Annotated in this window: 24 protein-coding genes; 13 read left to right on the forward strand and 11 right to left on the reverse strand. The window is 50.2% G+C overall.

Annotated features, from left to right (window positions below; genetic code table 11):
• The first annotated feature begins 77 nt into the window (after positions 1–77).
• Positions 78–575, forward strand: coding sequence for a DoxX family protein (locus F3J38_RS01450; RefSeq protein WP_167134443.1), 498 nt, complete (start codon positions 78–80; stop codon positions 573–575).
• A gap of 38 nt (positions 576–613) precedes the next feature.
• On the opposite strand, the gene F3J38_RS28335 is transcribed toward F3J38_RS01450, so the two are convergent.
• Together F3J38_RS28335 and F3J38_RS28050 are read right to left on the reverse strand one after the other, a co-directional pair.
• Complete coding sequence (locus tag F3J38_RS28335; protein ID WP_167134445.1) at positions 614–760, reverse strand: glutathione S-transferase family protein; 147 nt, start codon at positions 758–760, stop codon at positions 614–616.
• Complete coding sequence (locus F3J38_RS28050) at positions 747–1,157, reverse strand: hypothetical protein (RefSeq protein ID WP_240155866.1); 411 nt, start codon at positions 1,155–1,157, stop codon at positions 747–749. Before F3J38_RS28050 ends, F3J38_RS28335 begins: the two co-directional genes overlap by 14 nt.
• Positions 1,158–1,226: 69 nt before the next feature.
• Here F3J38_RS28050 and ptsJ point away from each other — a divergent pair, with 69 nt between their 5' ends.
• From ptsJ to F3J38_RS01480, 4 genes are all read left to right on the forward strand, one after another.
• Complete coding sequence (ptsJ, locus tag F3J38_RS01465; RefSeq protein WP_167134446.1) at positions 1,227–2,555, forward strand: MocR-like B6 salvage transcription factor PtsJ; 1,329 nt, start codon at positions 1,227–1,229, stop codon at positions 2,553–2,555.
• 24 nt (positions 2,556–2,579) lie between these two features.
• Positions 2,580–3,299 (forward strand): type 1 glutamine amidotransferase, encoded by a 720-nt coding sequence (locus F3J38_RS01470; RefSeq protein ID WP_167134448.1) that lies wholly within the window; start codon positions 2,580–2,582, stop codon positions 3,297–3,299.
• A gap of 192 nt (positions 3,300–3,491) precedes the next feature.
• Positions 3,492–4,133 carry a TetR/AcrR family transcriptional regulator gene (locus tag F3J38_RS01475; RefSeq protein ID WP_167134450.1) on the forward strand — a complete coding sequence of 214 codons (642 nt, stop codon included), beginning with the start codon at positions 3,492–3,494 and terminating at the stop codon, positions 4,131–4,133.
• 276 nt (positions 4,134–4,409) lie between these two features.
• Positions 4,410–5,804: a M24 family metallopeptidase gene (locus F3J38_RS01480; RefSeq protein WP_167134452.1), complete on the forward strand. Its 1,395-nt coding sequence runs from the start codon at positions 4,410–4,412 to the stop codon at positions 5,802–5,804.
• A gap of 88 nt (positions 5,805–5,892) precedes the next feature.
• Here F3J38_RS01480 and F3J38_RS01485 read toward each other — a convergent pair whose 3' ends face one another.
• The gene (locus F3J38_RS01485) at positions 5,893–6,774 is read right to left on the reverse strand and encodes a DMT family transporter (RefSeq protein WP_369410978.1); all 882 of its coding nucleotides are present in this window, start codon (positions 6,772–6,774) and stop codon (positions 5,893–5,895) included.
• Between the two features lie 109 nt (positions 6,775–6,883).
• Here F3J38_RS01485 and F3J38_RS01490 point away from each other — a divergent pair, with 109 nt between their 5' ends.
• Positions 6,884–8,218 carry an aminotransferase-like domain-containing protein gene (locus tag F3J38_RS01490; protein ID WP_167134453.1) on the forward strand — a complete coding sequence of 445 codons (1,335 nt, stop codon included), beginning with the start codon at positions 6,884–6,886 and terminating at the stop codon, positions 8,216–8,218.
• A 19-nt stretch (positions 8,219–8,237) separates the two neighbouring features.
• On the opposite strand, the gene F3J38_RS01495 is transcribed toward F3J38_RS01490, so the two are convergent.
• Positions 8,238–9,044, reverse strand: coding sequence for an alpha/beta fold hydrolase (locus tag F3J38_RS01495; protein ID WP_167134455.1), 807 nt, complete (start codon positions 9,042–9,044; stop codon positions 8,238–8,240).
• A 108-nt stretch (positions 9,045–9,152) separates the two neighbouring features.
• Here F3J38_RS01495 and F3J38_RS01500 point away from each other — a divergent pair, with 108 nt between their 5' ends.
• A complete protein-coding gene (locus F3J38_RS01500) occupies positions 9,153–10,055 on the forward strand; it encodes a LysR family transcriptional regulator (protein ID WP_240155867.1) in 903 nt (300 codons plus the stop codon).
• A gap of 156 nt (positions 10,056–10,211) precedes the next feature.
• Positions 10,212–11,165: a bifunctional helix-turn-helix transcriptional regulator/GNAT family N-acetyltransferase gene (locus F3J38_RS01505; protein ID WP_167134457.1), complete on the forward strand. Its 954-nt coding sequence runs from the start codon at positions 10,212–10,214 to the stop codon at positions 11,163–11,165.
• Positions 11,166–11,265: 100 nt separating this feature from the next.
• Here F3J38_RS01505 and pckA read toward each other — a convergent pair whose 3' ends face one another.
• Positions 11,266–12,891: a phosphoenolpyruvate carboxykinase (ATP) gene (gene pckA, locus F3J38_RS01510; protein WP_167134459.1), complete on the reverse strand. Its 1,626-nt coding sequence runs from the start codon at positions 12,889–12,891 to the stop codon at positions 11,266–11,268.
• 156 nt (positions 12,892–13,047) lie between these two features.
• On the opposite strand from pckA, the gene F3J38_RS01515 reads away from it, so the two are divergent.
• Positions 13,048–13,935, forward strand: coding sequence for a LysR family transcriptional regulator (locus F3J38_RS01515; protein ID WP_167134461.1), 888 nt, complete (start codon positions 13,048–13,050; stop codon positions 13,933–13,935).
• Between the two features lie 47 nt (positions 13,936–13,982).
• Here the strand turns inward: F3J38_RS01515 and F3J38_RS01520 are convergent, their stop codons facing one another.
• Both F3J38_RS01520 and F3J38_RS01525 read right to left on the reverse strand, forming a co-directional pair.
• Positions 13,983–14,465, reverse strand: coding sequence for a glutathione peroxidase (locus F3J38_RS01520; RefSeq protein WP_167134463.1), 483 nt, complete (start codon positions 14,463–14,465; stop codon positions 13,983–13,985).
• Between the two features lie 145 nt (positions 14,466–14,610).
• The gene (locus F3J38_RS01525) at positions 14,611–15,585 is read right to left on the reverse strand and encodes a LysR family transcriptional regulator (RefSeq protein WP_167134465.1); all 975 of its coding nucleotides are present in this window, start codon (positions 15,583–15,585) and stop codon (positions 14,611–14,613) included.
• 131 nt (positions 15,586–15,716) lie between these two features.
• On the opposite strand from F3J38_RS01525, the gene F3J38_RS01530 reads away from it, so the two are divergent.
• A complete protein-coding gene (locus F3J38_RS01530) occupies positions 15,717–17,228 on the forward strand; it encodes a CoA-acylating methylmalonate-semialdehyde dehydrogenase (RefSeq protein ID WP_167134467.1) in 1,512 nt (503 codons plus the stop codon).
• A 180-nt stretch (positions 17,229–17,408) separates the two neighbouring features.
• Positions 17,409–18,050 carry a metal-binding protein ZinT gene (gene zinT, locus F3J38_RS01535; protein ID WP_167134469.1) on the forward strand — a complete coding sequence of 214 codons (642 nt, stop codon included), beginning with the start codon at positions 17,409–17,411 and terminating at the stop codon, positions 18,048–18,050.
• 57 nt (positions 18,051–18,107) lie between these two features.
• Here zinT and F3J38_RS01540 read toward each other — a convergent pair whose 3' ends face one another.
• Positions 18,108–18,878 (reverse strand): hypothetical protein, encoded by a 771-nt coding sequence (locus F3J38_RS01540; protein WP_167134471.1) that lies wholly within the window; start codon positions 18,876–18,878, stop codon positions 18,108–18,110.
• Entirely contained in the window at positions 18,878–19,075 is a 198-nt protein-coding gene (locus tag F3J38_RS01545) for a hypothetical protein (protein ID WP_167134473.1), read from the reverse strand. Before F3J38_RS01545 ends, F3J38_RS01540 begins: the two co-directional genes overlap by 1 nt.
• A gap of 627 nt (positions 19,076–19,702) precedes the next feature.
• Here F3J38_RS01545 and F3J38_RS01550 point away from each other — a divergent pair.
• Positions 19,703–19,903 (forward strand): hypothetical protein, encoded by a 201-nt coding sequence (locus F3J38_RS01550; RefSeq protein WP_167134475.1) that lies wholly within the window; start codon positions 19,703–19,705, stop codon positions 19,901–19,903.
• 172 nt (positions 19,904–20,075) lie between these two features.
• On the opposite strand, the gene F3J38_RS01555 is transcribed toward F3J38_RS01550, so the two are convergent.
• Entirely contained in the window at positions 20,076–20,468 is a 393-nt protein-coding gene (locus F3J38_RS01555; protein WP_167134477.1) for a YgiW/YdeI family stress tolerance OB fold protein, read from the reverse strand.
• 316 nt (positions 20,469–20,784) lie between these two features.
• Between F3J38_RS01555 and F3J38_RS01560 the strand changes: the two genes are divergently transcribed.
• Complete coding sequence (locus tag F3J38_RS01560; protein ID WP_167134478.1) at positions 20,785–21,306, forward strand: type 1 glutamine amidotransferase domain-containing protein; 522 nt, start codon at positions 20,785–20,787, stop codon at positions 21,304–21,306.
• Positions 21,307–21,466: 160 nt separating this feature from the next.
• Here the strand turns inward: F3J38_RS01560 and F3J38_RS01565 are convergent, their stop codons facing one another.
• Positions 21,467–22,474, reverse strand: coding sequence for a zinc-dependent alcohol dehydrogenase family protein (locus tag F3J38_RS01565; protein WP_167134480.1), 1,008 nt, complete (start codon positions 22,472–22,474; stop codon positions 21,467–21,469).
• Positions 22,475–22,556: the final 82 nt, after the last annotated feature.

Below are 22,556 nucleotides of genomic sequence, written 5' to 3' on the forward strand. Positions count from 1 at the left end.
TTGTCGTCATTTTTATCTCTGAGGAAGTGTTGTTCACATTTGTGAATATGTCATTTCATCTAAATAGAGTTTGTCTAATGAAATTATCCTCGCTTTTAACGGGCGTTATTGTTTCGCCTGCCGCTATTCCTGCAAACTTTTTTGCGATTCCGCTACGGTTGATTGTCGGTTTTGGTTTTTTACAACATGGCTTCGCAAAATTATTCCGTGGAGGGGATGCTTTTGTGGGAATATTAGTTGCCATGCATCTTCCTTTCCCTGAATTACTGGGATGGGCAACTGTGATCATGGAAATTCTCTGCGGTGCACTGATATTGATTGGCGCGTTTGTCCCTTTGGCTGCCATCCCGGCCATTATTATATTGCTGGTGGCTATTTTTACAGCGCATCTGCCCTATGGGTTCTCTTCAATTAAACTGCTTTCCTATGACGCGATGGGAGCGCATTTTGGTCAGCCAGGCTATGAAACCGATCTGCTTTATATCGCCAGTATTCTTGCGCTTGTGATTGGCGGAGCAGGCCCTTTCTCAGTTGAGGCGATACTGCGTAGGCGGTTATCGCATCGCAGTAAATAATTCTAATCAGGCTGTGGGGGCCGGTGGCCCCCAACGGTTCAGCGATGCATCGCTTTGATCACCGATGGATGGTCAGCAATGGATTGTGAAAATGCTGAGTAATGCGGGTAGTTGCCTTCCATATTAAAATTCAGACCTTTTCCCCAATTAAAAAAGACCAGCAGATAAGGGTCAACGACCGTCAATGATTTTCCTACCGCAAAGTTTTTTCCCTAATTTCGCTTCAATGGTTTTGAAAGCATCACTAATACGTTCCCGTGATTTTAATTGTATGGCTTCATAATGTTCGGGATGATGTGTGAAGCGCTCTGGTCTGAGTAATCCGCCAAATGCCTGGCCATGTACCTCGCCCGATAGCCGGATGTGCTTTTCGTCCATTGTTTTACTGACTGGGAGAAGGCGAACGTCAGAAGTGCTGCGACCTGCTCGCAAGCAGGCGGCATCAATACGAGACTGAACAGCAGCCAGGTTGTCGATGAAATCCTGCACGCTTTCCGCACGGGGCCAGCGATTGTGCATCTCGTGGCGGGGTTGCGTATCAGTTATTGAAGAGGGTTCGGTGCTGTTTTCGATGTTTTTCATCGCGTATAGACAAGGGCTCGGCGCCCCATTAACATTGACCTAGGCTAAACTTTTAATTGAACCAGATCAATGAAGATAAATGGAAAAACAGCGGGTGATATTTTCGAACAGATCCGCGCAATGATACAGGCAGGAGAACTGGCTCCGGGTACTGTCCTGCCCACTCTACGTGAGCTGGCAAGTGAACTGGGTATCAACCGTAATACCGTTGCTTTGGCATATAAGCGCCTGACGGACGCGGGTTTTGTCATATCGAGAGGTAGAAACGGCACGATTGTACGTGAACCCATCGCGGCCATTGATATCGAAGGAAGTGCGCCCGACCTGGTACTGCGCGATCTTGCCAGCGGCAACCCATCGGCTTCGGTTCTCCCCCCCGTCAGCCAGCTGGCTACGTATATTGCAAATACCCCGGGCCTGTATGGTGAAACCTTGATTCGCCCTAAGCTTGAAACAATAGGCCTTGAATGGCTTCAGCCCGATCTAATAACCCCTTTTGATTTAAACCTGACTAACGGCGCTGTTGATGCCGTCGAAAGAGTACTTGCCAGCTACCTGATTGCAGGCGATCGCGTGGCTGTTGAAGATCCCTGTTTTCTCAGCAGCATCAGTACGCTACGGCACAGCCGCCTTGAGGCTGCCCCCGTGGCAATCGATGTGGAAGGAATGCAGATTGAGGCGCTGTCGCGTCAACTTTCTGCGGGCGTACAGGCAGTGATCATCACGCCTCGCGCCCACAATCCAACCGGTTTTGGTCTCAGTGTAGGCAGGGCTGAAGGTATACGTACCTTGCTGGCAAGTTATCCCCAAGTGCTGGTGATCGTGGATGACCACTTTTCTCTGCTCTCATCACAGGAATATCACCACGTTGTGCCGGCAAATACTCGTAACTGGGTGCTCATCCGCTCGATGTCCAAGTTTCTAGGACCTGATTTACGTATGGCCTTTGTGGCAAGCGATGCGGAAACTTCACAGCGTCTGCGCCAGCGCCTGAATGCCGGAACCAACTGGGTAAGCCATATTCTGCAAGATATGGCAGCCGGTTACATGAGTTCGCCTGGCTTTCAGCCATCAATGCTGGCCGCACGTAACCGTTATCTCGGCCAACGGCAGCGGCTTGTCAGTGCATTGCAACAACATGGTGTCATGGTTTCAGGCCATCACGATGGCTTGAACGTATGGGTTCCGCTGGCCCAAAGTAGCTCGACAACGGTTATGCAAATGGCGCACAGGGGCTGGTTGATTCGGCCTGGAGAAGGTTTCATCCTGGATAATGCCTGCTCTGGGGTAAGGATTACCGTTTCTGACCTTGATGAACCGGAAACTGAATTAATTGCAAAATCTCTGGCCGGTATTCTGGCACAGCAACGTCAGATTCAAGCCATCGATAGGGCTTGAATATCACTTATGGAGTTCTCTGTAATGCACGTACATTTCATCGTACATGAAGATTTTGAAGCACCGGGTGCTTATGAAACATGGGCCAAAAATCAGGGTCATGATGTCACCTATTCACGCGTTTACGCAGGCGATACGTTACCCGCTGACGCGGAAGGTATCGATTTTCTGATCGTTATGGGCGGCCCGCAGGATCCTGCCACCACACGTGAAGAATGTCCGCACTTCGATGCGAAAGCTGAGCAGGCGCTGATTGCTTCTGCGGTGAAAACCGACAAAGCTGTCATCGGTATTTGCCTCGGCTCACAACTCATCGGTGAAGCCCTCGGCGCGCCGTTCGCTCACAGCCCTGAAAAAGAGATTGGTAAATTCCCTATCACACTGACGGAAGAAGGCAGCAAGGATAAGATGTTCTCTCATTTTGCCAAGACGCTGGAAGTGGGGCATTGGCACAATGACATGCCGGGTCTGACTCCGGATGCAAAAATCATCGCTTACAGTGAGGGATGTCCACGCCAGATCATATCGTACTCGGATCGCGTGTTCGGTTTTCAGTGCCATATGGAACTGACGCTGGATGTTGTTGACCTGCTGATCGCACATTCCGAAAAGGACCTGAGCCGCGCCGCAGAATACCGCTTCGTTAACACACCAGAAGAACTTCGCGCACACGATTACAGCGAAATGAATCAGGTCCTGTTTGGGTTCCTGGATAAGTTACAAGCTCACTACCAAACCGCTTAAACACAGATGAGTGCCCGGAAATCTTTGTCTCTGGGCACTTCCCTCTAGGGCCGCCAGCCCGACGGTGTTGTCCACTCCGACCGAACAGCGTTTGATCTCTGCCGCAAGGATGAAATTCACAGGAACATTAGATAGGTGCTTTTAATTGTAGATTGGTCGATCTACAATTAATTCTCACTAGCGGAGGAACAAATGAAATCACCTGTTGGCAGACCCAGAGAGTTCGATCCAGAAACATTTCTCAATACCGCGCTGGAATGCTTCTGGCAGAAAGGATATCGGGCAACGTCAATGTCAGATCTCATGAAAGCATCAGGCCTTGCCAGTGCCAGTATCTATAAGCTCTACCCGGATAAACGAGCCATCTATCTTGCGGCATTACAGCAATACATGGATGAAGGCATTGCCAGGGGAGCGAAACGCGATGAGGATTTATCGCCAGAAGCTGCCTTGCGCGAAACGCTCGAATTTGTCGCGCTTTTATCCTCTTCTCCAGGTGGAGATAAAGGCTGTTTTACCATTGCCGCGGCCAGTGAACTGCTTCCGGGTGATGAAGAGATAAAAAGAAAGGTGGATCATAAGTTCAAATCAATAATTAATCAGTTGGAAAGCATATTATGCAAGGGCCAGGCACAGCAGTGCTTTCGGCGCGATGAAAGCCCGCGAGTTATGGCCATTAGCATTTTTATGATGCTGGAAGGGATGCGAGTTTACGGAAAAATACAGCCTGACATTGACGATCTCAAAAAATGTAACGAATTCATTGTCAGATCGGTGCTTTTAAACAGAAATGTTGATGAGGAAGCTTCTTCAAAAAGGCATCAACATGGCTGAAATCGGCAGCATTGTTCGGCGTCGAAAGAGATGGAAAACCATGGTTGTGCTCGAATGTGAAGATGGCATGGCCTTATGCGGTTGGGTCGATAAAGGAAAGTTTTTTAAAAGACGCTTTCCACTCTCTCAGCTAAAGATATGCATGCCTTACTCAAACTTTTGGCCGCTGACCTGAAGTGCCGTGATGTCCCATGTCGGTTGACGCTTTCATTTAGTCGCTCCATGGGAATAACCTAGAATGGATACTGACTAACACCTAAGCTGAGGAAGTGCATCATGGTTTCCAGGGCAATTAAGTTCGGACCGACCGAATCACCTGCAAAATTTACGGACGTTGAACCTGTTTTTCTTTCTGATGAAACAATATTGGAACGTAAAGCTAAAGTTCTGAAAGGGATGAAAAATGAGGACTTTGACGCCCTCGTCATTTATGCAGATAAGGAGCACGGCGGTAACTTCGAATACCTGACAGGGTTCATCCCGCGTTTCGAAGAAGGAGTGTTGATCCTTGATGCCAGTGGGAAAAGTACTGTCGTACTGGGAAATGAAAATCTCAAAATGGCCCGCTTCTCCCGTATTCCCGTCACACTCGCGCACAGCCCGTACTTCTCTCTGCCAAACCAGCCAATGGACAATGAAGCGCCGCTGGAAAATATCTTTAGCGAAGCAGGGCTCAGTACCAAAAGCAAAGTCGGATTGGTCGGCTGGAAGATGTTTACCCCTGCAAACGGCGACGGGAAAGCCTATTTTGAACTGCCGTATTTCATTGTAGAGGCGGTGAAACGCGCGCTGAAGCCAGATGCCGCACTTGTAAACGCAGCCCACCTGTTTATTGGTGGCAAAAGTGGAGCCAGGGCGATCTGTAATGCGAATGAAATTGCGCACTATGAGTATGGCGCCAATCTTTCATCTAACTGCATTCTGGATGCGCTGAACACAGTCGAAGTGGGTGTGCGTGAAGTGGATCTTGGCGCCTGTTTGAGTGCTGAGGGCCAGTACAATAACGTGGTTTCCATTGCTGCGACCGGTAGCCGTTTTGATAAAGCCAACCTCTATCCGACTTATAAAAAGGTGCAGAAGGGCGATCCGCTGTCTCTGACCACGGGTTTTAAAGGCGGCCTTTCCAGCAGAACCGGCTTCGTGATTGCCGAAGAAAGTGAACTCCCGGACCCACAGAAAGACTGGCTCGATCGTGTTGCTAAACCTTATTTCTCCGCCGTGGTGGCCTGGCTAGAAAATATTCAGACAGGAATGAGTGGAGGAGCGCTTTATAATCTGGTCGAAGAGGTTTTACCTAAAGAACGTTATGGCTGGCACCTGAATCCGGGCCATCTGGTATCTGATGAAGAATGGATGTCTTCTCCGATTTACCACGATTCTGTAGAGATTCTGAAAAGTGGCATGATCATGCAGATTGATATCATTCCCTCTGTGCCGGGCTATACAGGTGTGAGCGCAGAAGAGTGTGTGGTGTTGGCGAATAGCACTTTGCAGGCAGAAATCCGCGCCGCTTACCCAGCACTCTGGAATCGTATCGATAAGCGCCGTCATTATCTAAAAACAGTCATTGGTATTGAACTCAGTGATGAAGTTTTACCCTTGTCGAACACCGTTGCTTATTTACGCCCATTCCTTCTTGCGAAAAATCATTCGTTGAGCGTGGAGAAGTAATTTCGGCAATCGGCAGACGAACCGTTATTTTCTGCAGCATTGAAATAAATTAGAGGCGTTTTTGCTTAAGCCGAAATTAGAACAGAGATTAGCGGGCAAATTTTCGAGATGCCAGTACGCAGGCAATGACGCATAGGGTGGTGGCAATCATTGCTGGGCTGATTTCTTCATGAAGCAGCACGGCCGAAAGTGCCAAGGCAAAAAATGGCTGAATGAGTTGCAACTGTCCTACTGCCGCTGTGCCACCCAGCGCAAGGCCTTTGTACCAGAAAATAAAACCAATCAACATGCTGAAAAGACTGACATAACCCAGGGCTAGCCACGCCGTTATGCTGACGCCAGCAAGCGAGGAGGGCATCATCAGTAGGGTTGCCGGGAGCATAAAGGGTAGAGAGATGACCAAGGCCCAACTGATGACCTGCCAGCCGCCTAGCTGTTTGGTCAGCTTCGCACCTTCAGCATACCCGAGGCCACACACTATTATGGCGGCCAGCATGAGTAAATCTCCCGTCAGAGAAGACGTGCCGTTTTGCGCCAGGGCAAAGCCGCAAACCAGCAGGCTACCCAGTAGAGAGAAGAACCAAAATGCCGGGCGCGGTTGTTCTCCGCCTCGCAGCACGCCAAAAATGGCGGTCGACAGCGGCAACAGGCCTACAAACACAATCGAGTGTGACGCAGTAACGTGCTGAAGCGCCATAGCGGTAAAAAGCGGAAAACCGACAACGACGCCAAAAGATACGATAATCAATGAACCCAACTGACGGCCCGTCGGGCGTTTTTCCCGCATCATTCGAAGGATGGAAAGCGCTACCAACCCAGCAATCGCAGCGCGCGTGTAGGTAAGGAGAAAAGGATTGAAATACTGCACAGCCATTCGGGTTGCTGGGAGCGAACCGCTGAATATCAGAACACCCAGGAAACCATTAAACCAGCCGCTTAAAGCGCTGGGTGATTCGTATCTACTCACCACGAACCTCTAATCAGGGTTGATAATCCGCTCCTTAAGAGGAACGATTGACCTCATCGAGGGTAAAGCAGACAATCCATTACAATCAAATAATTGTAATGGATACAATTCCATGAGGGCACGCTACAAAGCCTTGGTCGATAATTTCTCAACCCAGATCCGTGAAGGGACACTGGCGGCGGGCCATCGTCTGCCTACACACAGGCAACTTGCCAGTCAAGAGCGGATCTCATTGGCGACGGCGACGCGAGTCTATGCTGAACTGGAAGAGATGGGTCTGGTCAGCGGCGAGGCCGGACGAGGCACCTTTGTCCGGGAGATTACGCTTCACCCTCATCTGGGTGTCGATCAGCTTGTGGTGGCGAATGACATGATCGATCTGAATTTCAACTATCCCTCTCTGCCTGAGCAAGCTTCGCTGCTGCGCGATGCGTTAAGGAAGCTGACCACAACAGGCGACATCGAGTCATTCCTACGCTATACGCCGCATGGCGGCCGCCTGCAGGAGCGCGCCACGATCGCCCGCTATTTGTCTGGGTTGGGACTTAAGCCTGCCGCAGAGGATGTTCTTATCGTCAATGGCGCTCAACAAGGACTTTCCGTTGCACTCAGCGCGCTCCTTAAACCTGGCGACGTTGTGGCGGTTGATGCGCTGACGTATCCGGGATTCAGAAGTCTGGCAGAATTCAGCCATCTGGAACTCGCCGCCGTGTCCTCAACGCCGCACGGCCCTGACTTTGAACAGCTAGTGAAACTGTGTGAAAAGCGTCGGGTAAAAGCGATTTACACGATGCCTACGCTCCACAACCCACTTGGCTGGGTCCTGAGTCACGAGCAGCGCACTGAACTCGTCAGGATTGCCCGACTATACGATCTGTTGATCATTGAAGATGCGGCTTATGCCTATTTAATTCCGGATGCGCCTGCACCGCTGTGGGCCTATGCGCCCGAGAGAACCGTTTACGTCAACGGGTTCTCTAAAAACGTGGCGGCGGGGCTTCGTGTAGGCATGATTGTTTGCTCTGAAAACACCCGTGCGGCGCTGGAGCGAGCGATTAGGCTGAGCACCTGGAATACGCCCTCACTCATGACGGCAATCGTCTGCGGCTGGATTGACGACGGTACTGTTAGCAGGCTTGAAACACTTAAGCGGCTGGAAGCAAGAGACCGGCAAACGCTGGCGCGGAGCATTTTTCATGGCATGCCTTACATTAGCCACCCGGCCTCCTATTTCCTCTGGCTGCCACTGCCAGAGGATGTTCGCTCCGATACGTTGATTCGCAGCCTCATGGACGAACAAATTTCCGTTTCTTCTGCGTCACCCTACAGTTCAGGTATTTATGTACCACATGCCATTAGGCTTGCTCTGGCCTCGCTCACCGAAGAACGGCTGACACATGCACTGACGCGGGTCCGGGAAACGATTCATTACTGGCGTGACTTCTGAGCGGGCAGCGATAGCTTTATCAGTCGAACTGCTGAACCGGCGATCCATTTTCAATGGATGCTGCGAAGACCGACAGGCGGCTGGCAATCTCATCGGGTGACTCCAGCGGCGACAGATGTCCAGTGTCTGGAAGAATGACCATAGCGGCGTGAGGAATGCGGGGCAGCAATTCTCTTTGCAGTGTTGCCGGATGGTCGACCTGATCCCGTTCACCAGAGATGATGGCCACAGGGACATTGATTGCGGCGACTTCCTGAGTAATGTCTTCGCTGATTGCTACACCGGGCCAGCCTGCTTTGGCTCCGGTGGAGCCTTTTAAACTGTCCTCTATGACCTGTTCGCGCAGGGTTGGACTGATCGGCTTTGCCGTCAAGACATTATCGATGACAAATTCGACGGCTTCGCGGCTGTTGTACGCGCAGCTTAGTCTTTCACGCTCCTCTGCGGTAAGGACCATTGGAGAGGGTGGTGAGGGAGCAATCAGCATCAGGCCTTCAAGACCAGCAGGCCGACGTGAAGCCATGAGTTGGGCGACTTTTCCTCCCATCGAATGGCCAATCAGAATATAACGTTTAAGGCCCAGTGCAGAAATAACACCTTCAGCATCCCGGGCCAGGTCGGCAATCCGGTAGCCGGATTGTGGTGCATCTGACAATCCCCAGCCGCGTTGGTCAATCGCCACCGTACGGTAGTGTTTCGGAAGCAGGTTTATCAGGCTCTGCCAGGTACGGGATGAACCGCCATAATAATGCAGAAATACCAGTGATATGTCCCCGCAGCCCTGTTGCTGAATGTTAATTCCGATTCCGTTTATATTGATTTTCATCGCTTCATCTCCTTCAAGTAGGAAAAGCAATGGTAATTGTGTTTTCCTGGAATGATAATCCGTAGCCTGATATCAGCACTCGATACTGTGATTATTGAATGGCGGGAGATGATGGACAGACTTACCAGCATGCAAATCTTTATCACGGCCGTAGAAGAGGGAAGCTTTGCAGCCGCTGCGAGGCGCTTTAAGCTCTCTCCTGCAATGGCAGGGAAGCATGTTAGTGCTATAGAGGCAGATTTAAATGTTCGGCTTCTTCAACGCTCAACACGACGTCTCAGCCTCACTCATGCCGGGCAGCGCTATTATGAGCGCTGTAAAATGATACTTGACCTACTTGAAGACGCGAATCGCGAGGCGATTGATGTTCAATCCACTCCGCGCGGATTGCTTCGGGTTGCCGCACCGGTCAGTTTTGGTGCCATGCATCTTGGCGGGATCATCTCACAGTACCTGAACAAGTTTCCTGAGGTCAGTCTGGATGTTTTGTTGGAAGACAAATACACCGATCTGCTTGAAAACCGAATTGATGTTGCTATCCGGGTAGGTCGTCTTGAAGATCCCGGGCTGGTCACACGGCGGCTGGCTCCATGTAACATGGTTTTGTGCGCCTCTCCTGATTATTTGAAAAAGCATGGTACGCCAGAAAAGCCAGCGGATATTTCTCATGCGCCGCGTCTCGCCTTCAGCCAGTCGATTTCAGCGGGAGACTGGACGCTATTTGATGCAGCGGGCCGAGCGTATCCTATTGAGGGGGCTCCTCTTGTTACCGCCAATAATATGCAGCTGTTGCTCATGTCAGCCCTCAACGGGAGTGGAATCGCTTACGGGCCGGATTTTGTGTTTAGTGAATACCTGCAGAAAGGCGGTTTAATCCGGCTTCTGCCGGAATACCGGACGACTGAACTCTATATTCAAGCCGTTTACCCCAGCGCGTTACGCATCCCGTTTAAAGTACGGAGCTTCGTGGATTTTATTGCTGAAACTTTAGACGATACCCAAATCCTATGAGAAGGCCATTGATTCTGCTGAACATGATGCCCGCTTACAGCAGATAGCAACAGAGACTAGGTACGCTATGAGTGAAGATCGGACCTTGAGTATAAAGTTGACAAGTACTCTTTGATAATGGTTGTATTATACAACCATTATCAAAGGGCAATCCTAATGATTTCAGATCGTCAGAACATAAAAAACATACGTGCTGCGTCACGATTAATGGTGCGGGAACTGGGTTTCATGAACCAAAATCTGGCGGCAACTGATTATCCTCCCTCAGCTGTTCACTCTTTGCTTGAAGTTGAAGCGCAGGGTTCAGTAACAGCCGCTCAACTGGTGCAGATTTTGGGGCTTGAGAAGTCCAGCGTTAGTCGCATGCTCGCTAAGCTCGTCGAAGCCGGAGAACTTGAAGAAAACACGTCTGCTGATGATGCGAGGACGAAGCTTTTAAGCCTCACAGGGAAGGGAAAAGAGACAGTACAAAATATAAATGCTTACGCTGACCAGCGGGTCGCAGCAGCACTGGATAAGCTCGATCTGTTTACCCAGTGTACTGTTTCACAGGGTCTATCATCATATTCACGCGCGCTGAGAGCCTGTCGCGAAAACACCGAAGAAAAATTGCAAAGCAGCTTCAAAATAGTCACCGGTTATCATGCGGGTATGATTGGTCGTATTACTGAAATGCATGGGAGCTATTACGCCAGAGAGCATAATTTTGGCCATTTTTTTGAAGCTAAGGTTGCTGCTGGCCTTGCAAATTTTTCAGCCCGTCTGGATAAGCCCTGTAATCAGATTTGGCTGGCAATGGTGAACGATCGCATAGTCGGCTCAGTGGCCATTGACGGTGAGGACCTGGGAAATAATGAGGCGCATCTGCGGTGGTTTATCCTTGACGATGGTTGTCGTGGCAGCGGACTGGGCAGAAAACTTATTGAAGAGGCGATGAGATTTTGTGATGAGCGGAGCTTCTCTTCAGTACAGTTATGGACATTCAATAAGCTTACCGCGGCAAGACGATTGTACGAGTCATTTGGATTTGAGTTATCGAAAGAATGGGAAGGCGATCAATGGGGCAGTACTATTACTGAGCAGCAATTCACTCGGCAAAATGCCGTTTAATGACAAAGTAAAACGCTGCCCGGCGTTTTTGCGCAGGGCAGCGTCAGGTCTGTCAGATTTCAGCGCGGTATTTTCGGCGACAGCATGTCACCGTTCAGGGTTACTGCCCTAACTGCGGACCTGCCTGAGCAATGCGCGCACCCGCTTCGTTACCGCTGTACTGCTTGAAATTATTGATAAATAGCTGAGCCAGTTTCTCGGCAGCTTCGTGCCACTGGGCCGGGGTTTCCCAGCCGTTACGCGGATCAAGGGTGCTCACGTCCACGCCAGCAATTTCCTGCGGGATGGCGAGGCCAAAGATCGGCAAGGTTTCCTCGCGCAAGGCACCGGTTTCCCCTTCGAGGATGGCATTGACGATCTGACGCGTATCCTTCAGTGACAGGCGCTCACCTTTGCCATTCCAGCCAGTATTCACCAACCACACTTCAGCGCCGCTCTGTGTGACTTTCTCCTGCAGCACATCGGCATACTGCGTTGGGTGCAGCATCAAGAAAGCTGCGCCATAGCAGGCGGAGAAGGTCGGGGTAGGGGCCGTAATGCCGCGCTCAGTGCCAGCCAGCTTCGAAGTGAAGCCGGACAGGAAGTGATACTGCATCTGTTCCGGCGTCAAGCGAGAAACAGGTGGGAGCACCCCGAAGCCATCCGCCGCCAGGAAGATGATGCGGGAAGGGGCGCCAGCGCGTGAAACCGGCAGTACGATATTCTCGATATGTGACAGCGGATAAGAGACACGGGTGTTCTCCGTTTTGCTGCCATCGGCATAATCCACGCTACCATCTTCTCTGACCACGACGTTTTCCAGCAGCGCGTTACGGCGGATAGCGCCATAGATTTCCGGTTCGGACTCAGCCTTCAGATTAATGGTTTTGGCATAGCAGCCGCCTTCAAAGTTGAATACGCCGTCAGCATCCCAACCGTGTTCATCATCGCCAATCAGCTGACGTCGTGGATCGGTCGACAGTGTGGTTTTACCGGTGCCGGAGAGGCCGAAGAACAGTGCCACATCGCCTTTTTCACCGCGGTTTGCTGAGCAGTGCATTGAAGCAATGCCTTTCAGTGGCAGCAGGTAGTTCATGACCGAGAACATCCCTTTTTTCATCTCGCCGCCGTACCAGGTTCCGCCGATCAGCTGAATATTCTCTGTCAGGTTGAAGGCAACAAAATTCTCAGAGTTTAACCCTTGCTCCTGCCACTGCGGATTCACGCAACCCGCGCCGTTAATGACCGTGAAGTCTGGGGTAAAGTTTTCCAGCTCATCGGCAGTGGGTGCGATAAACATGTTTTTGACGAAGTGCGCCTGCCAAGCCACTTCAGTGACAAAACGCACCGCCAGGCGGGTATCAGCGCTTGCACCGCACCAGGCATCAACAATGTAGAGCGCTTTTTCCGACAGGTGATCGGCAACCAGTGTTTTCAGGTGCGCCCACACCTCAACGGACATCGGTTTGTTATCGTTACGACCTTGACCTGCATCCGACCACCACAGGGTATCTCGAGTGACATCGTCGCGAACGATGTACTTATCACGCGGAGAACGGCCAGTGAACTCGCCCGTATCAACGGTCACCGCGCCAGAAGTGGTCAGGAAACCGCGTGCCGGGCCTTTAAGGTCGGCTGAGGTTTCATGTTCGAAGAGTAATTCATAGTTCGGGTTGTAAATGATCTCGCTGACATCGTTGATGCCAAGGCTGGAGAGATGTTGCATGACAGATGTAATTGCGCTCATAGGATACCTTGAATCATTGCATGTATGGCGAGGCGGCATTAACCGACCCGATTGAGGAGCGGATAGTAGCATTGGCTTTTTGATGCAGAAATTGCATATAAATCATTTGTCATGTAAAAATTGCATAGAAATGGGGGCTGTAATCGGAGCAAAGAAATGCTAAGCAATCTCGAAGTGAAATGGTTTTATGATGTGATTGCACTGGAAGAGTGTCGCAGCTTTACGCTGGCGGCAGAGAAACGGAATATTTCGCAATCCTCGTTCAGCAGAAGGATCCAGGCACTGGAATCTAACCTGGGTTTCAGCGTCTTCAATCGTGAAGTGAATCCGCCGCAATTGACGCCACAGGGCAGGATATTTGTCGGCTATGCCAGAAATATGCTCGACGATATGGACTTCCAGATCAGCCGAATCAAGGGAGAGGATAAGCTGAAGCAAAGCATCCGCATTGATGCAGCGCCTTCGCTTTCTGTTCTGCTGCTGCCCGATATCTTAGCGGATTACCGCGACAGCCCGGATAAGGTGTTCTTTGTTGAATCGATTAACGTCAATGATGCGGTGTTCAATCTAAAGGAAGGGAAAAGTGATTTTATTCTGTCCTTTTATAACGAAGAGCTGATGAATTACCCGTTTATCAACCATAAAATCTTCGACTCTGCTCTGCACTTGGTCTCACCTTGTGATCAGCACGGCAAGCCGATCTTCTCGATAAATGGCGATACGCTGCCATTAGTCAAATACGCCAATGACAGCTATATGGGACGTCAGGTCAACCAAGTCATTGATCGCATACCTAACACCACCTTTATTCTGACCTTTGTCTCCTCCATGAGCGAATTGCTGAAAAGAATGATACTTAAAGGCGATGCGGTTGGCTGGCTTCCTGATTACTCGATTCAGCGTGAGCTGGAAGAGAGAAGGCTGGCTATCATGGACCACAGCCTTTCGCTGAAGATTTCGGCTTATGTTTATCGCTCCGGCGCACGTTTAAATCTCACGGCGGAACGCTTCTGGCGTTATGTGAAGGGGCGAAATGTTGAGTAAAAGATGCCCGTAAAGCCTGATGACAAACCCTTTTATAGCGCCCGTCGCTAATTTCCTAGTGCTGCGAGGATTGCGGCTTCCATTTTCTCAGGAGTACAGATCGGTGCAAAACGCTTGAGCGGTTTGCCGTCACGGCCGATGAGAAACTTAGTGAAATTCCATTTGATTCTCCCGCCCAGCACGCCGGGTAATTCATCCTTTAGATAACGAAACACGGGATGCGTGGCGGCACCGTTCACCTCGACTTTCTCAAACATCGGGAAGGTCACACCGTAGTTGATGTGACAGGTCTGTGAGATGTCGTCCGCATCGCCGGGTTCCTGCTTGCCGAACTGGTTGCAAGGGAAACCCAGCACCACTAAACCCTGAGCAGCGTACTTTTTGTAGAGCGTTTCAAGGCCGGCATATTGTGGCGTAAATCCACAGTGGCTGGCGGTATTGACCACCAAAACCAGTTTGCCAGCGTAATCGGCCATCGAGATAGGCTGACCACGCAGCCCGACGGCATTCAATTGATGAAAGGGGGTCATGTTGGGATCCCTAAAGCAGAGCCTATTGATAAAGGTACTGTCACGAGCGTCTTAGCATAGCCTTGAAATAGCTTCGCTGCTGCTACTACAGGGCGCTTACCATTCTTGTGCGTGAAAACATAACAAACTTCGATTCACGGCGGTTTCAAGCAACGGGAAACAGAAATCCGGCTTGAAATTCCTCTTTAAGATGATTCACCAGACACTGAACCGCCCGGGGCACCTGAGGAGCCCAAGGCCGCAGGGCATAAATCTGCTCGCCAAAAAATCCTCTCACCCGCCAGTCTGGCAGCACTTGCACCAGTGGCTGGCGTTCGGGCTCGCTGTTGATAACACTGAAATCTGGCAGCAGTGCGATGCCCAGACCCGCTAATGCCGCTGCACGTATCGCCTCGCTATTGTTGGTTTTTAGCGGACCGCGCACCGGGACCAACACATTCGCTTCATCACCCTCAAAGGCGACCTTTTCCAGCACCCATTCATGTTGCAGCGCTTTACCGCGCAAATAGGGCAGACAATCATGTTCCGCCAAATCAGTTGGATGCTGCGGTGTACCGCGACGTGCCAAATAGTCGCGGCTGGCGACCAGCACAGAGCGTGAGGTGCATAAGGGCCAGGCAACATAGTTATCAGGCGGAGAGGTGGTGTGGCGGATCGCCAAATCGAAGCCGTCATTTGCCAGATTACTGAGCTGGTCATTGAGGTCTAGTTCGATTTGAATCTCTGGATAAGCCGCCAAGAAGCGCGTCAGGGCGGGCATCACAAATTGCCTGCCCAGCGCCACGGGCGCGGTGAGTCGCACCAGTCCACGCGGTACTGAGGCAAAATCCTTAATGGACGAGAAGCTCTGCGTAATATTGCGAAACGGTGCGCTGATCTCGTCTACTAGCATCTGCCCGGCTGAAGTTAACGTGACTGAGCGCGTGGATCGGTGCACCAGCGCCACACCTGCGGCGCGTTCCAGCGCAGCAATGCGCAGACTGACCGTCGTTTTGGAAATATTAAGCCGCTGAGCGGCCTGAGTGTAATTTCGGGTTTGTGACAACACCGTCAAAATATGCAGGTCGGAAAAAATAGGAATGGTGGTTAATGCGTCCGGAGACGTTGAAATCTCGCTCATAATTCTTTTGTTCTATTTTTAAAACAATGTTGTTTATTTGTTGTTCTTTTCAATCATGGTGTCAATCCCTAATATTTTTTTACTGCCCGGTCTCATCAGACTTGGGGTTTACATCACATGAGGACAGCAAAATGACCGAATCAATCGTTCACTGGATCAACGGTGCACGCGTCGAAGCGACCAGTGGAAAACATCAGGATGTGTTCAATCCTGCCACCGGGAAAGTCACCGGTCAGGCGCAATTCGCCAGCGTGGCTGACGTGAACGCCGCGGTTGCATCTGCTAAAGCCGCATTCCCCGCCTGGAGCAACCTGCCACCACTGCGTCGCGCACGTGTGCTGTTCCGCTTTCTCGACCTGCTGAATCAACGCCGCGATGAGTTAGCCCGTCTGATCACTGCTGAGCATGGCAAAGTCTTTACCGATGCGCAGGGTGAGGTCATGCGCGGGATCGAAGTGGTGGAGTTTGCTACAGGCATTCCGCAATTGTTGAAGAGTGATTTCACTGAACAGGTCAGCACAAATATCGATAACTGGACGGTGCGCCAGCCCCTCGGCGTAGTGGCCGGTATCACGCCATTCAACTTCCCAGTGATGGTACCGATGTGGATGTTCCCGGTGGCGATCGCCTGTGGCAACACCTTCATCCTTAAGCCAAGCCCAACCGATCCCAGCGCCAGTCTGTTTATTGCCGAACTGCTGAAAGAAGCGGGCTTGCCGGATGGCGTCTTCAACGTGGTGCAGGGTGATAAGGTCGCCGTGGATGCGTTGCTGGAGCATCCTGACGTTGAAGCGCTGTCGTTTGTTGGATCTACGCCGATTGCCAACTATGTCTATGAAACCGGTGCGCGCCATGGCAAGCGTGTGCAGGCGCTGGGCGGTGCGAAAAACCATCTGGTGGTGATGCCTGATGCGGATATGGATCAAGTCGTGGATGCGCTGACAGGTGCAGCTTACGGTTCAGCGGGTGAGCGCTGTATGGCCATCAGTGTGGCGTTGTTTGTCGGTGAAGGCACGGCGGAGAAAGTCCTGCCCGCACTGATTGAACGCACAAAGCAGTTAAAAGTGCTGAACGGTACAAACCTTGATGCCGAAATGGGACCGATTGTGACGCCAGCGGCGAAAGAGCGTATCAGTGGATATATTGCAGCGGGCGAGGCGGAAGGTGCCAAACTGCTGGTGGACGGGCGCAATTTTGATGCGACCACCACGGGTGAAGGTTGTGAGCAGGGCTTCTGGCTGGGTGGTACGCTGTTTGACGAGGTCACCACTGACATGCGCATCTACCGCGAAGAGATCTTCGGACCCGTATTGGCCTGCCTGCGCGTGAAAGATTTCGCCGAAGCGGTGCAGTTGATCAACGACCATGAGTTTGGCAATGGCGTGAGCTGCTACACGCGAGACGGCCACATTGCGCGTGAGTTTGGACGCCGCATCAAAGTCGGCATGGTTGGCATCAACGTGCCTATTCCTGTGCCGATGGCATGGCATGGCTTTGGCGGTTGGAAAAAGAGTCTGTTTGGTGACATGCACGCTTACGGAGAAGAAGGCGTACGCTTCTATACCCGTCAGAAAAGCATTATGGAGCGCTGGCCGGAGTCTACCTCTAAAGGTGCTGAATTCGCCATGCCAACCACCAAGTAAAGTACAATTGAGCAAGCCGCAGCCAATACCGCGGCTTGCTCGTCAACGCCGTCAAGTCTGGGCGCTTGATAAAAGGATGGGCTACAGGGCGCTAAACATATTATGAAATACGGTGTAACACTTCGTCATTCAATTATGTTATGTTATAACATCATTAAACAATGATAAGTGCTTAACCTTATGAAACTCAATCGTTATGTTGTACTTCTGGGATTAGTTTTTAGCTCACAATCTTTCTCTCATGATCACCATTCGCATGGCGCACCTCTTACCGAGAAAGAAGTGAAGGCCGCTAATGGCGTGTTTAACGATGGTGATATCAAAGATCGTCAACTGTCTGACTGGGATGGAGTCTGGCAGTCTATTTATCCCTATGCCAAAGATGGGAGCCTGGATCCCGTCTTCCGTAAGAAAGCCGAATCGGGTAAAGGCAAATCTTTTGCCGAGATTAAAGATTACTATCTGAAAGGTTATGCTAGTGATATCACCGATATTGGCATTGAAAACGGTGTCATGGAATTTACCGTGAAGGGTGAAGTTAACGCCTGTAAATATGACTACAAAGGCTATAAAGTGCTCAATTATGTGTCGGGGAAAAGAGGTGTCCGTTATCTCTTCGAATGTACTGACAAAAACAGCAAAGCGCCCAAGTTTGTCCAGTTCAGCGACCATATTATTAGCCCGAAAAAATCAGGCCATTTCCATATCTTTACCGGCAACACATCACAGGATGCCCTGTTTGCAGAGCTGGAGAACTGGCCTACCTTCTTCCCCTACCAGATGCAGAAAGATGAAATTGTCGATGACCTGCTTCATCACTAATCACGCGTGAATGCCTGTTACCCTTCAGACGCCTTCTCACTGAAGGGGAGGAGGCAATCAAACAGATTCCTTCTCATTCGCACCCATGGCTAGCGCGCTGGCGCTAGCCGGATCAAACAAGGACAGACTCTCTATCTGATCCACCATGATGACCTTGCGAAACTCCAATGCGGATTTCGGCTTTGAAGTAAAATCAATCTCATGCGTGTGATACCAATGGCTGTAATTGTGCTCAACAGCAAGGTTGAGCGTGCGGGCGTCACGATAACCGCTAAGCATCGGTATGAGCACAATATTGGCCGTACTGGCGTGTTCAAAAGTGGCGGCATGAATCATGCCGATATAAATGCGTCGAGATTTAAGCGTGACCCAAGCCAGTTCGCCCTCTTCCATGCACTGCAGCAGCATCTGTTCGATACCATTTGAGCGGGAAAGCCGCTGATAGAGATCCCTGCGGCTGCTGGCGGTCAGGCGGGCACTGTTTGCCCAGTTGGAGCGGTAAACACAAAACGTCACGGCAAACGCCAACATGATCACCACGGGGGCCTGAATACCCAAAAAGCTCCATGTCATAAATTCGACATGCCAACGCGCATGGATAATCTCTGATAAGCCAAACGTGTTATTAATGGCTGAAGCAGCCAGAAGGACCAGCCAAATGAAACCTGTCGCCAAGACTCCTTGTAGGACAAAAATACAGCCATACAGTGCAATCAGAAAATAAACATCCCAACCGAACGAGCGCTTTATTTTTAACCGGCTCGACATGTCGCGACTGGTGTACCAATATCCGCAGACCATCAATACCATAAAGATTGCGGTTCCCATTAAATATCCTTTAACGTTTTCACATGTTGAGTAAAATCTCTTTGCACTTTTGGACTTAAAGGATTCACTGATGCATTGCCATCTTCATCAATAATTATTCGGTCGCCTTCTTCAATAGACTCTTTCATATCCTGTTGACTCATAACCTGTAAAAGGGATTCGGGGCTGCTAAAGAGAGATGTGAGGAAATGAAGCATAATAATATCCACAATGGTGAGTTATGCGAATTATGGCATAAAGTAGAAAGGTCACATCACGCAGAACAGCGATAAAAAGGGCAGGGTGTTAATTTACAGAGTAATCTGTCTAATATAAACGAAGCCGTTGATTTTTTTCTCTACTTCACTCGCCTACATTAAGCCAAGCGCTTAAACAAAAATATCTTTTATCCGAAACCTCTCTCACAATTCGTGTGTGGGGTTCAGCGGGCTTAAAATTCAGTAGCTAAGCTTTAACCACCCATAACGGGTAACTGGAGGTCAATATGTCAGAACGTCCTGATACAGATCCAGATAAAATACAGCCCCTTCCAGGAGAAGATGAACCGTTACCGGATGACGATGATGATGAGAACTTACCCGATGAGAATAAGCCCCTCATCTGATAGGTGAGCCGCCAATGGCGGCTCACTTTTTTACTTGGTTTATCGATGAGAATTTTGACGGCAAGAAGGGAGAATTTAATCGTAAATATAAATTCGTATTTTAAGGTGCTGTTTTACTTTCCTTGGTTTATGTCTTTTTTGAAAGGGAGATTTACCTAACTTTTAATACAAAGCCTGCGATATGACCTACTGTTAACAGAATTAATCTGCGAGGGTATTTATGAAAGACCACAACATGAATGAGCAGCGTAGAAGAGAAGGTGATGTGCGAAAAGGTTTACCCGAGGCTGCACCCAACGCGGGAAATGCTTACGAAGAGGATGACCATCCCGCAAAAGATAATCCGAATGAGCATGGTGAGATCCCGCGTACGCGTGATGACAGTAAGGACCACAAGCGAGATCCATTTAAAGATAAGTAGAAGGCCAATTTATCCCCTTCACTAACGATGCTGTAAGGTGGACGTTTGGCGGTTCTGACTACTTATTTGATTACCTAAACAATCGGTTTGCAAGGAAATGAGTCAACAGACCTTTACGTGCGGCGTTTCTTTACCCCTGCTGGCTTTGCAGCAGAGGCAATAATTAACATGATCAGGGTTCATCAATCCTCGAAACTTTTAGGTGAGTTTTATCACCCTTGCCAAAGACTTTACCGCTAACGCGGACTTTATCCTCAGCACTGTAAGTTTTTCCTTTAAAGGTCGTTGCTGGCGCCTCTATATTCACCGTTCCGGTTGAGTCCCGGAACTGATACATATCTCCTTTGACCTTTTTGACGATATAGCCCTCTAAAGTGGCATACCCTCCTTGTCGAAAATCTTTAATCAGTTTCACTGGCGTTTCAGCTGTGTCATCTGACCCTTTATAACCGGCATCTTCTTTGTGCTGTGGTGGAGGGGTTTTACCCGCCTCGAATCCACCGGTATCAGCGTAAGCAGCAAAACTTAATGGCAGCAGCATCGCTACCCAAGCAACTTTATTCATCTCACTCTCCATAGTGGTAGGGGTTTATTAAGCCTGGCACAGCAAATGAAATATGTACGCAGCGGTAAGAAAATTCCTCTTAATACCGCAACCCGGATGACCTGCCAGCCGTTAATCCTGCTCTCATAGGCAATGCAAACTCATTGTCATGCAAACGATTTAACGACCCTTATTCAGTTTATGCATGTTGCATTAATAAGAGACGCAGTGATTTTTCGCCCTCACCGTCTGGCTTGCGTTTTAAACCATGGCTACCAGACTTGATAAATATCCGAGCTATAAATCCTTAGCGTTTGCTCCCAGTCAGGAGATAGAAATGAGTAAAAAAATTGCTGTTCTGATTACCGATGAATTTGAAGATTCTGAGTTCACCTCACCGGCAGAGGCCTATGCAAAAGCAGGCCATGAGGTGGTTACCATTGAAATGCAGGCAGGTAAAACGGTTAAAGGTAAGCAGGGCAAAGCGGAAGTAAAAATCGACAGGGATATTGATCACGTGAATGCCGCCGAATTCGACGCTCTCCTGTTGCCTGGCGGACATTCTCCTGATTCTCTGCGTGGTGACGATCGATTTGTGAATTTCACCAAAGAATTTGTAGCCAGCGGTAAGCCGGTTTTCGCCATTTGTCATGGGCCACAGTTGCTGATCAGCGCTAACGGTGTGCGGGGGCGCAAGATGACCTGCGTGAAAGCCATTGCCATCGACTTACGCAATGCAGGCGCAGATTTTTATGATAAAGAGGTGGTTGTTGATGACGACAAGTTGGTCACCAGCCGTACACCCGATGATCTGCCCGCATTTAACCGGGAAGCACTGCGGATCCTCAATGCAGCTTGATTTTTAAGCTGATTTGGAATGCTATCCACTTTTCGCAACAGCAGTGCTGAAAATGGAATCGGGCTTAAGGTATCTCTCCGTATTGATTTTGGCGGTTCCCTATGGAGAGTGCCACGCGTCAAGTCTGGACACACTTGGTGAACACACCAAGTGTGTCCATTCACTCAGACAAATCAATCACTACTTTCCCCACGTGCCCCGCTGATTGCAGGTAGCGATAGGCTTCCTGAGTCTCATCAAATGCGAAGACACGGTCAATATCTGGTTGAATCCGGCAAGTTTCGATGGCTCTCACCGCAGCGCGCAGATTGGCTGTTGAACCGGTATTGTTGCCAATAATATTTAACATTTTCTGCATAATCGGCAGAACGGGAAGTTTCAACTCGCTTCCCCCCACAAAACCAATGACAAAAATGGTGCCGTTGTAGGCCGCAGCATTGATTGATTTGGCAAAGGTTGAAGCCCCTACGGATTCCAACACCAGATCTGCTCCTCGGCCGTCCGTGAGTTGCCATACTCGCTCGTCCCATTCGGGATCTTCGCGATAGTTGATACCTTCATCAGCCCCCAACGCTTTGACCTTCGCCAGTTTCTCATTGGATGACGAGAGAATAATGACGCGAGCACCCGCTGCTTTAGCGTATTGCAACGCAAACAAGCTCACGCCGCCGGTTCCGAGTAAGAGTACGATGCTGCCGGGCTGAATATTGGCGCGCACGATGGCGTTCCATGCGGTTGTCGCGGCGATAGGCAAGGTAGCAGCCTGTTGCCAGCTCAGAAATTCAGGGATACGCACCAGAGAAGCAGCAGAAACCACAGCGTATTCCGCCATTCCGCCATTGTGGGTGACGCCGCGCAATGCATGATGGTGTTCCGCGCGAATTTCACCGGCATGCCAGCTGGACATCATGCCCGGCACCACGCGCTCTCCTGGCTTCCAGCCACTGACACCGGCCCCCAGTTCAACGATTTCCCCTGCGCTGTCTGCGCCGGGAATGAGGGGCTGGCTGATGGCGCCAAACTGGCCTGTCGCCAGTGCCAAATCAAGGTAATTTAGGCTCACCGCATGCTGCCGAATTAACACCTCACCTGCGCCAGGCTGTGGACAAGGCAAATCAATTAAGGTCAGAGCATCAATCGTGGGTGCGGTTAGTTGAATCGCTTTCATCTGCTTCTCCTGTGTGCAAAGTAGAATCAGTGTGCCGGAAAAATGGCGCTATAATCCTTGCCAAATCCAAATGACTTTTGTG

Source organism: Candidatus Pantoea formicae (genome assembly GCF_011752625.1).
GTDB lineage: Bacteria > Pseudomonadota > Gammaproteobacteria > Enterobacterales > Enterobacteriaceae > Pantoea > Pantoea formicae.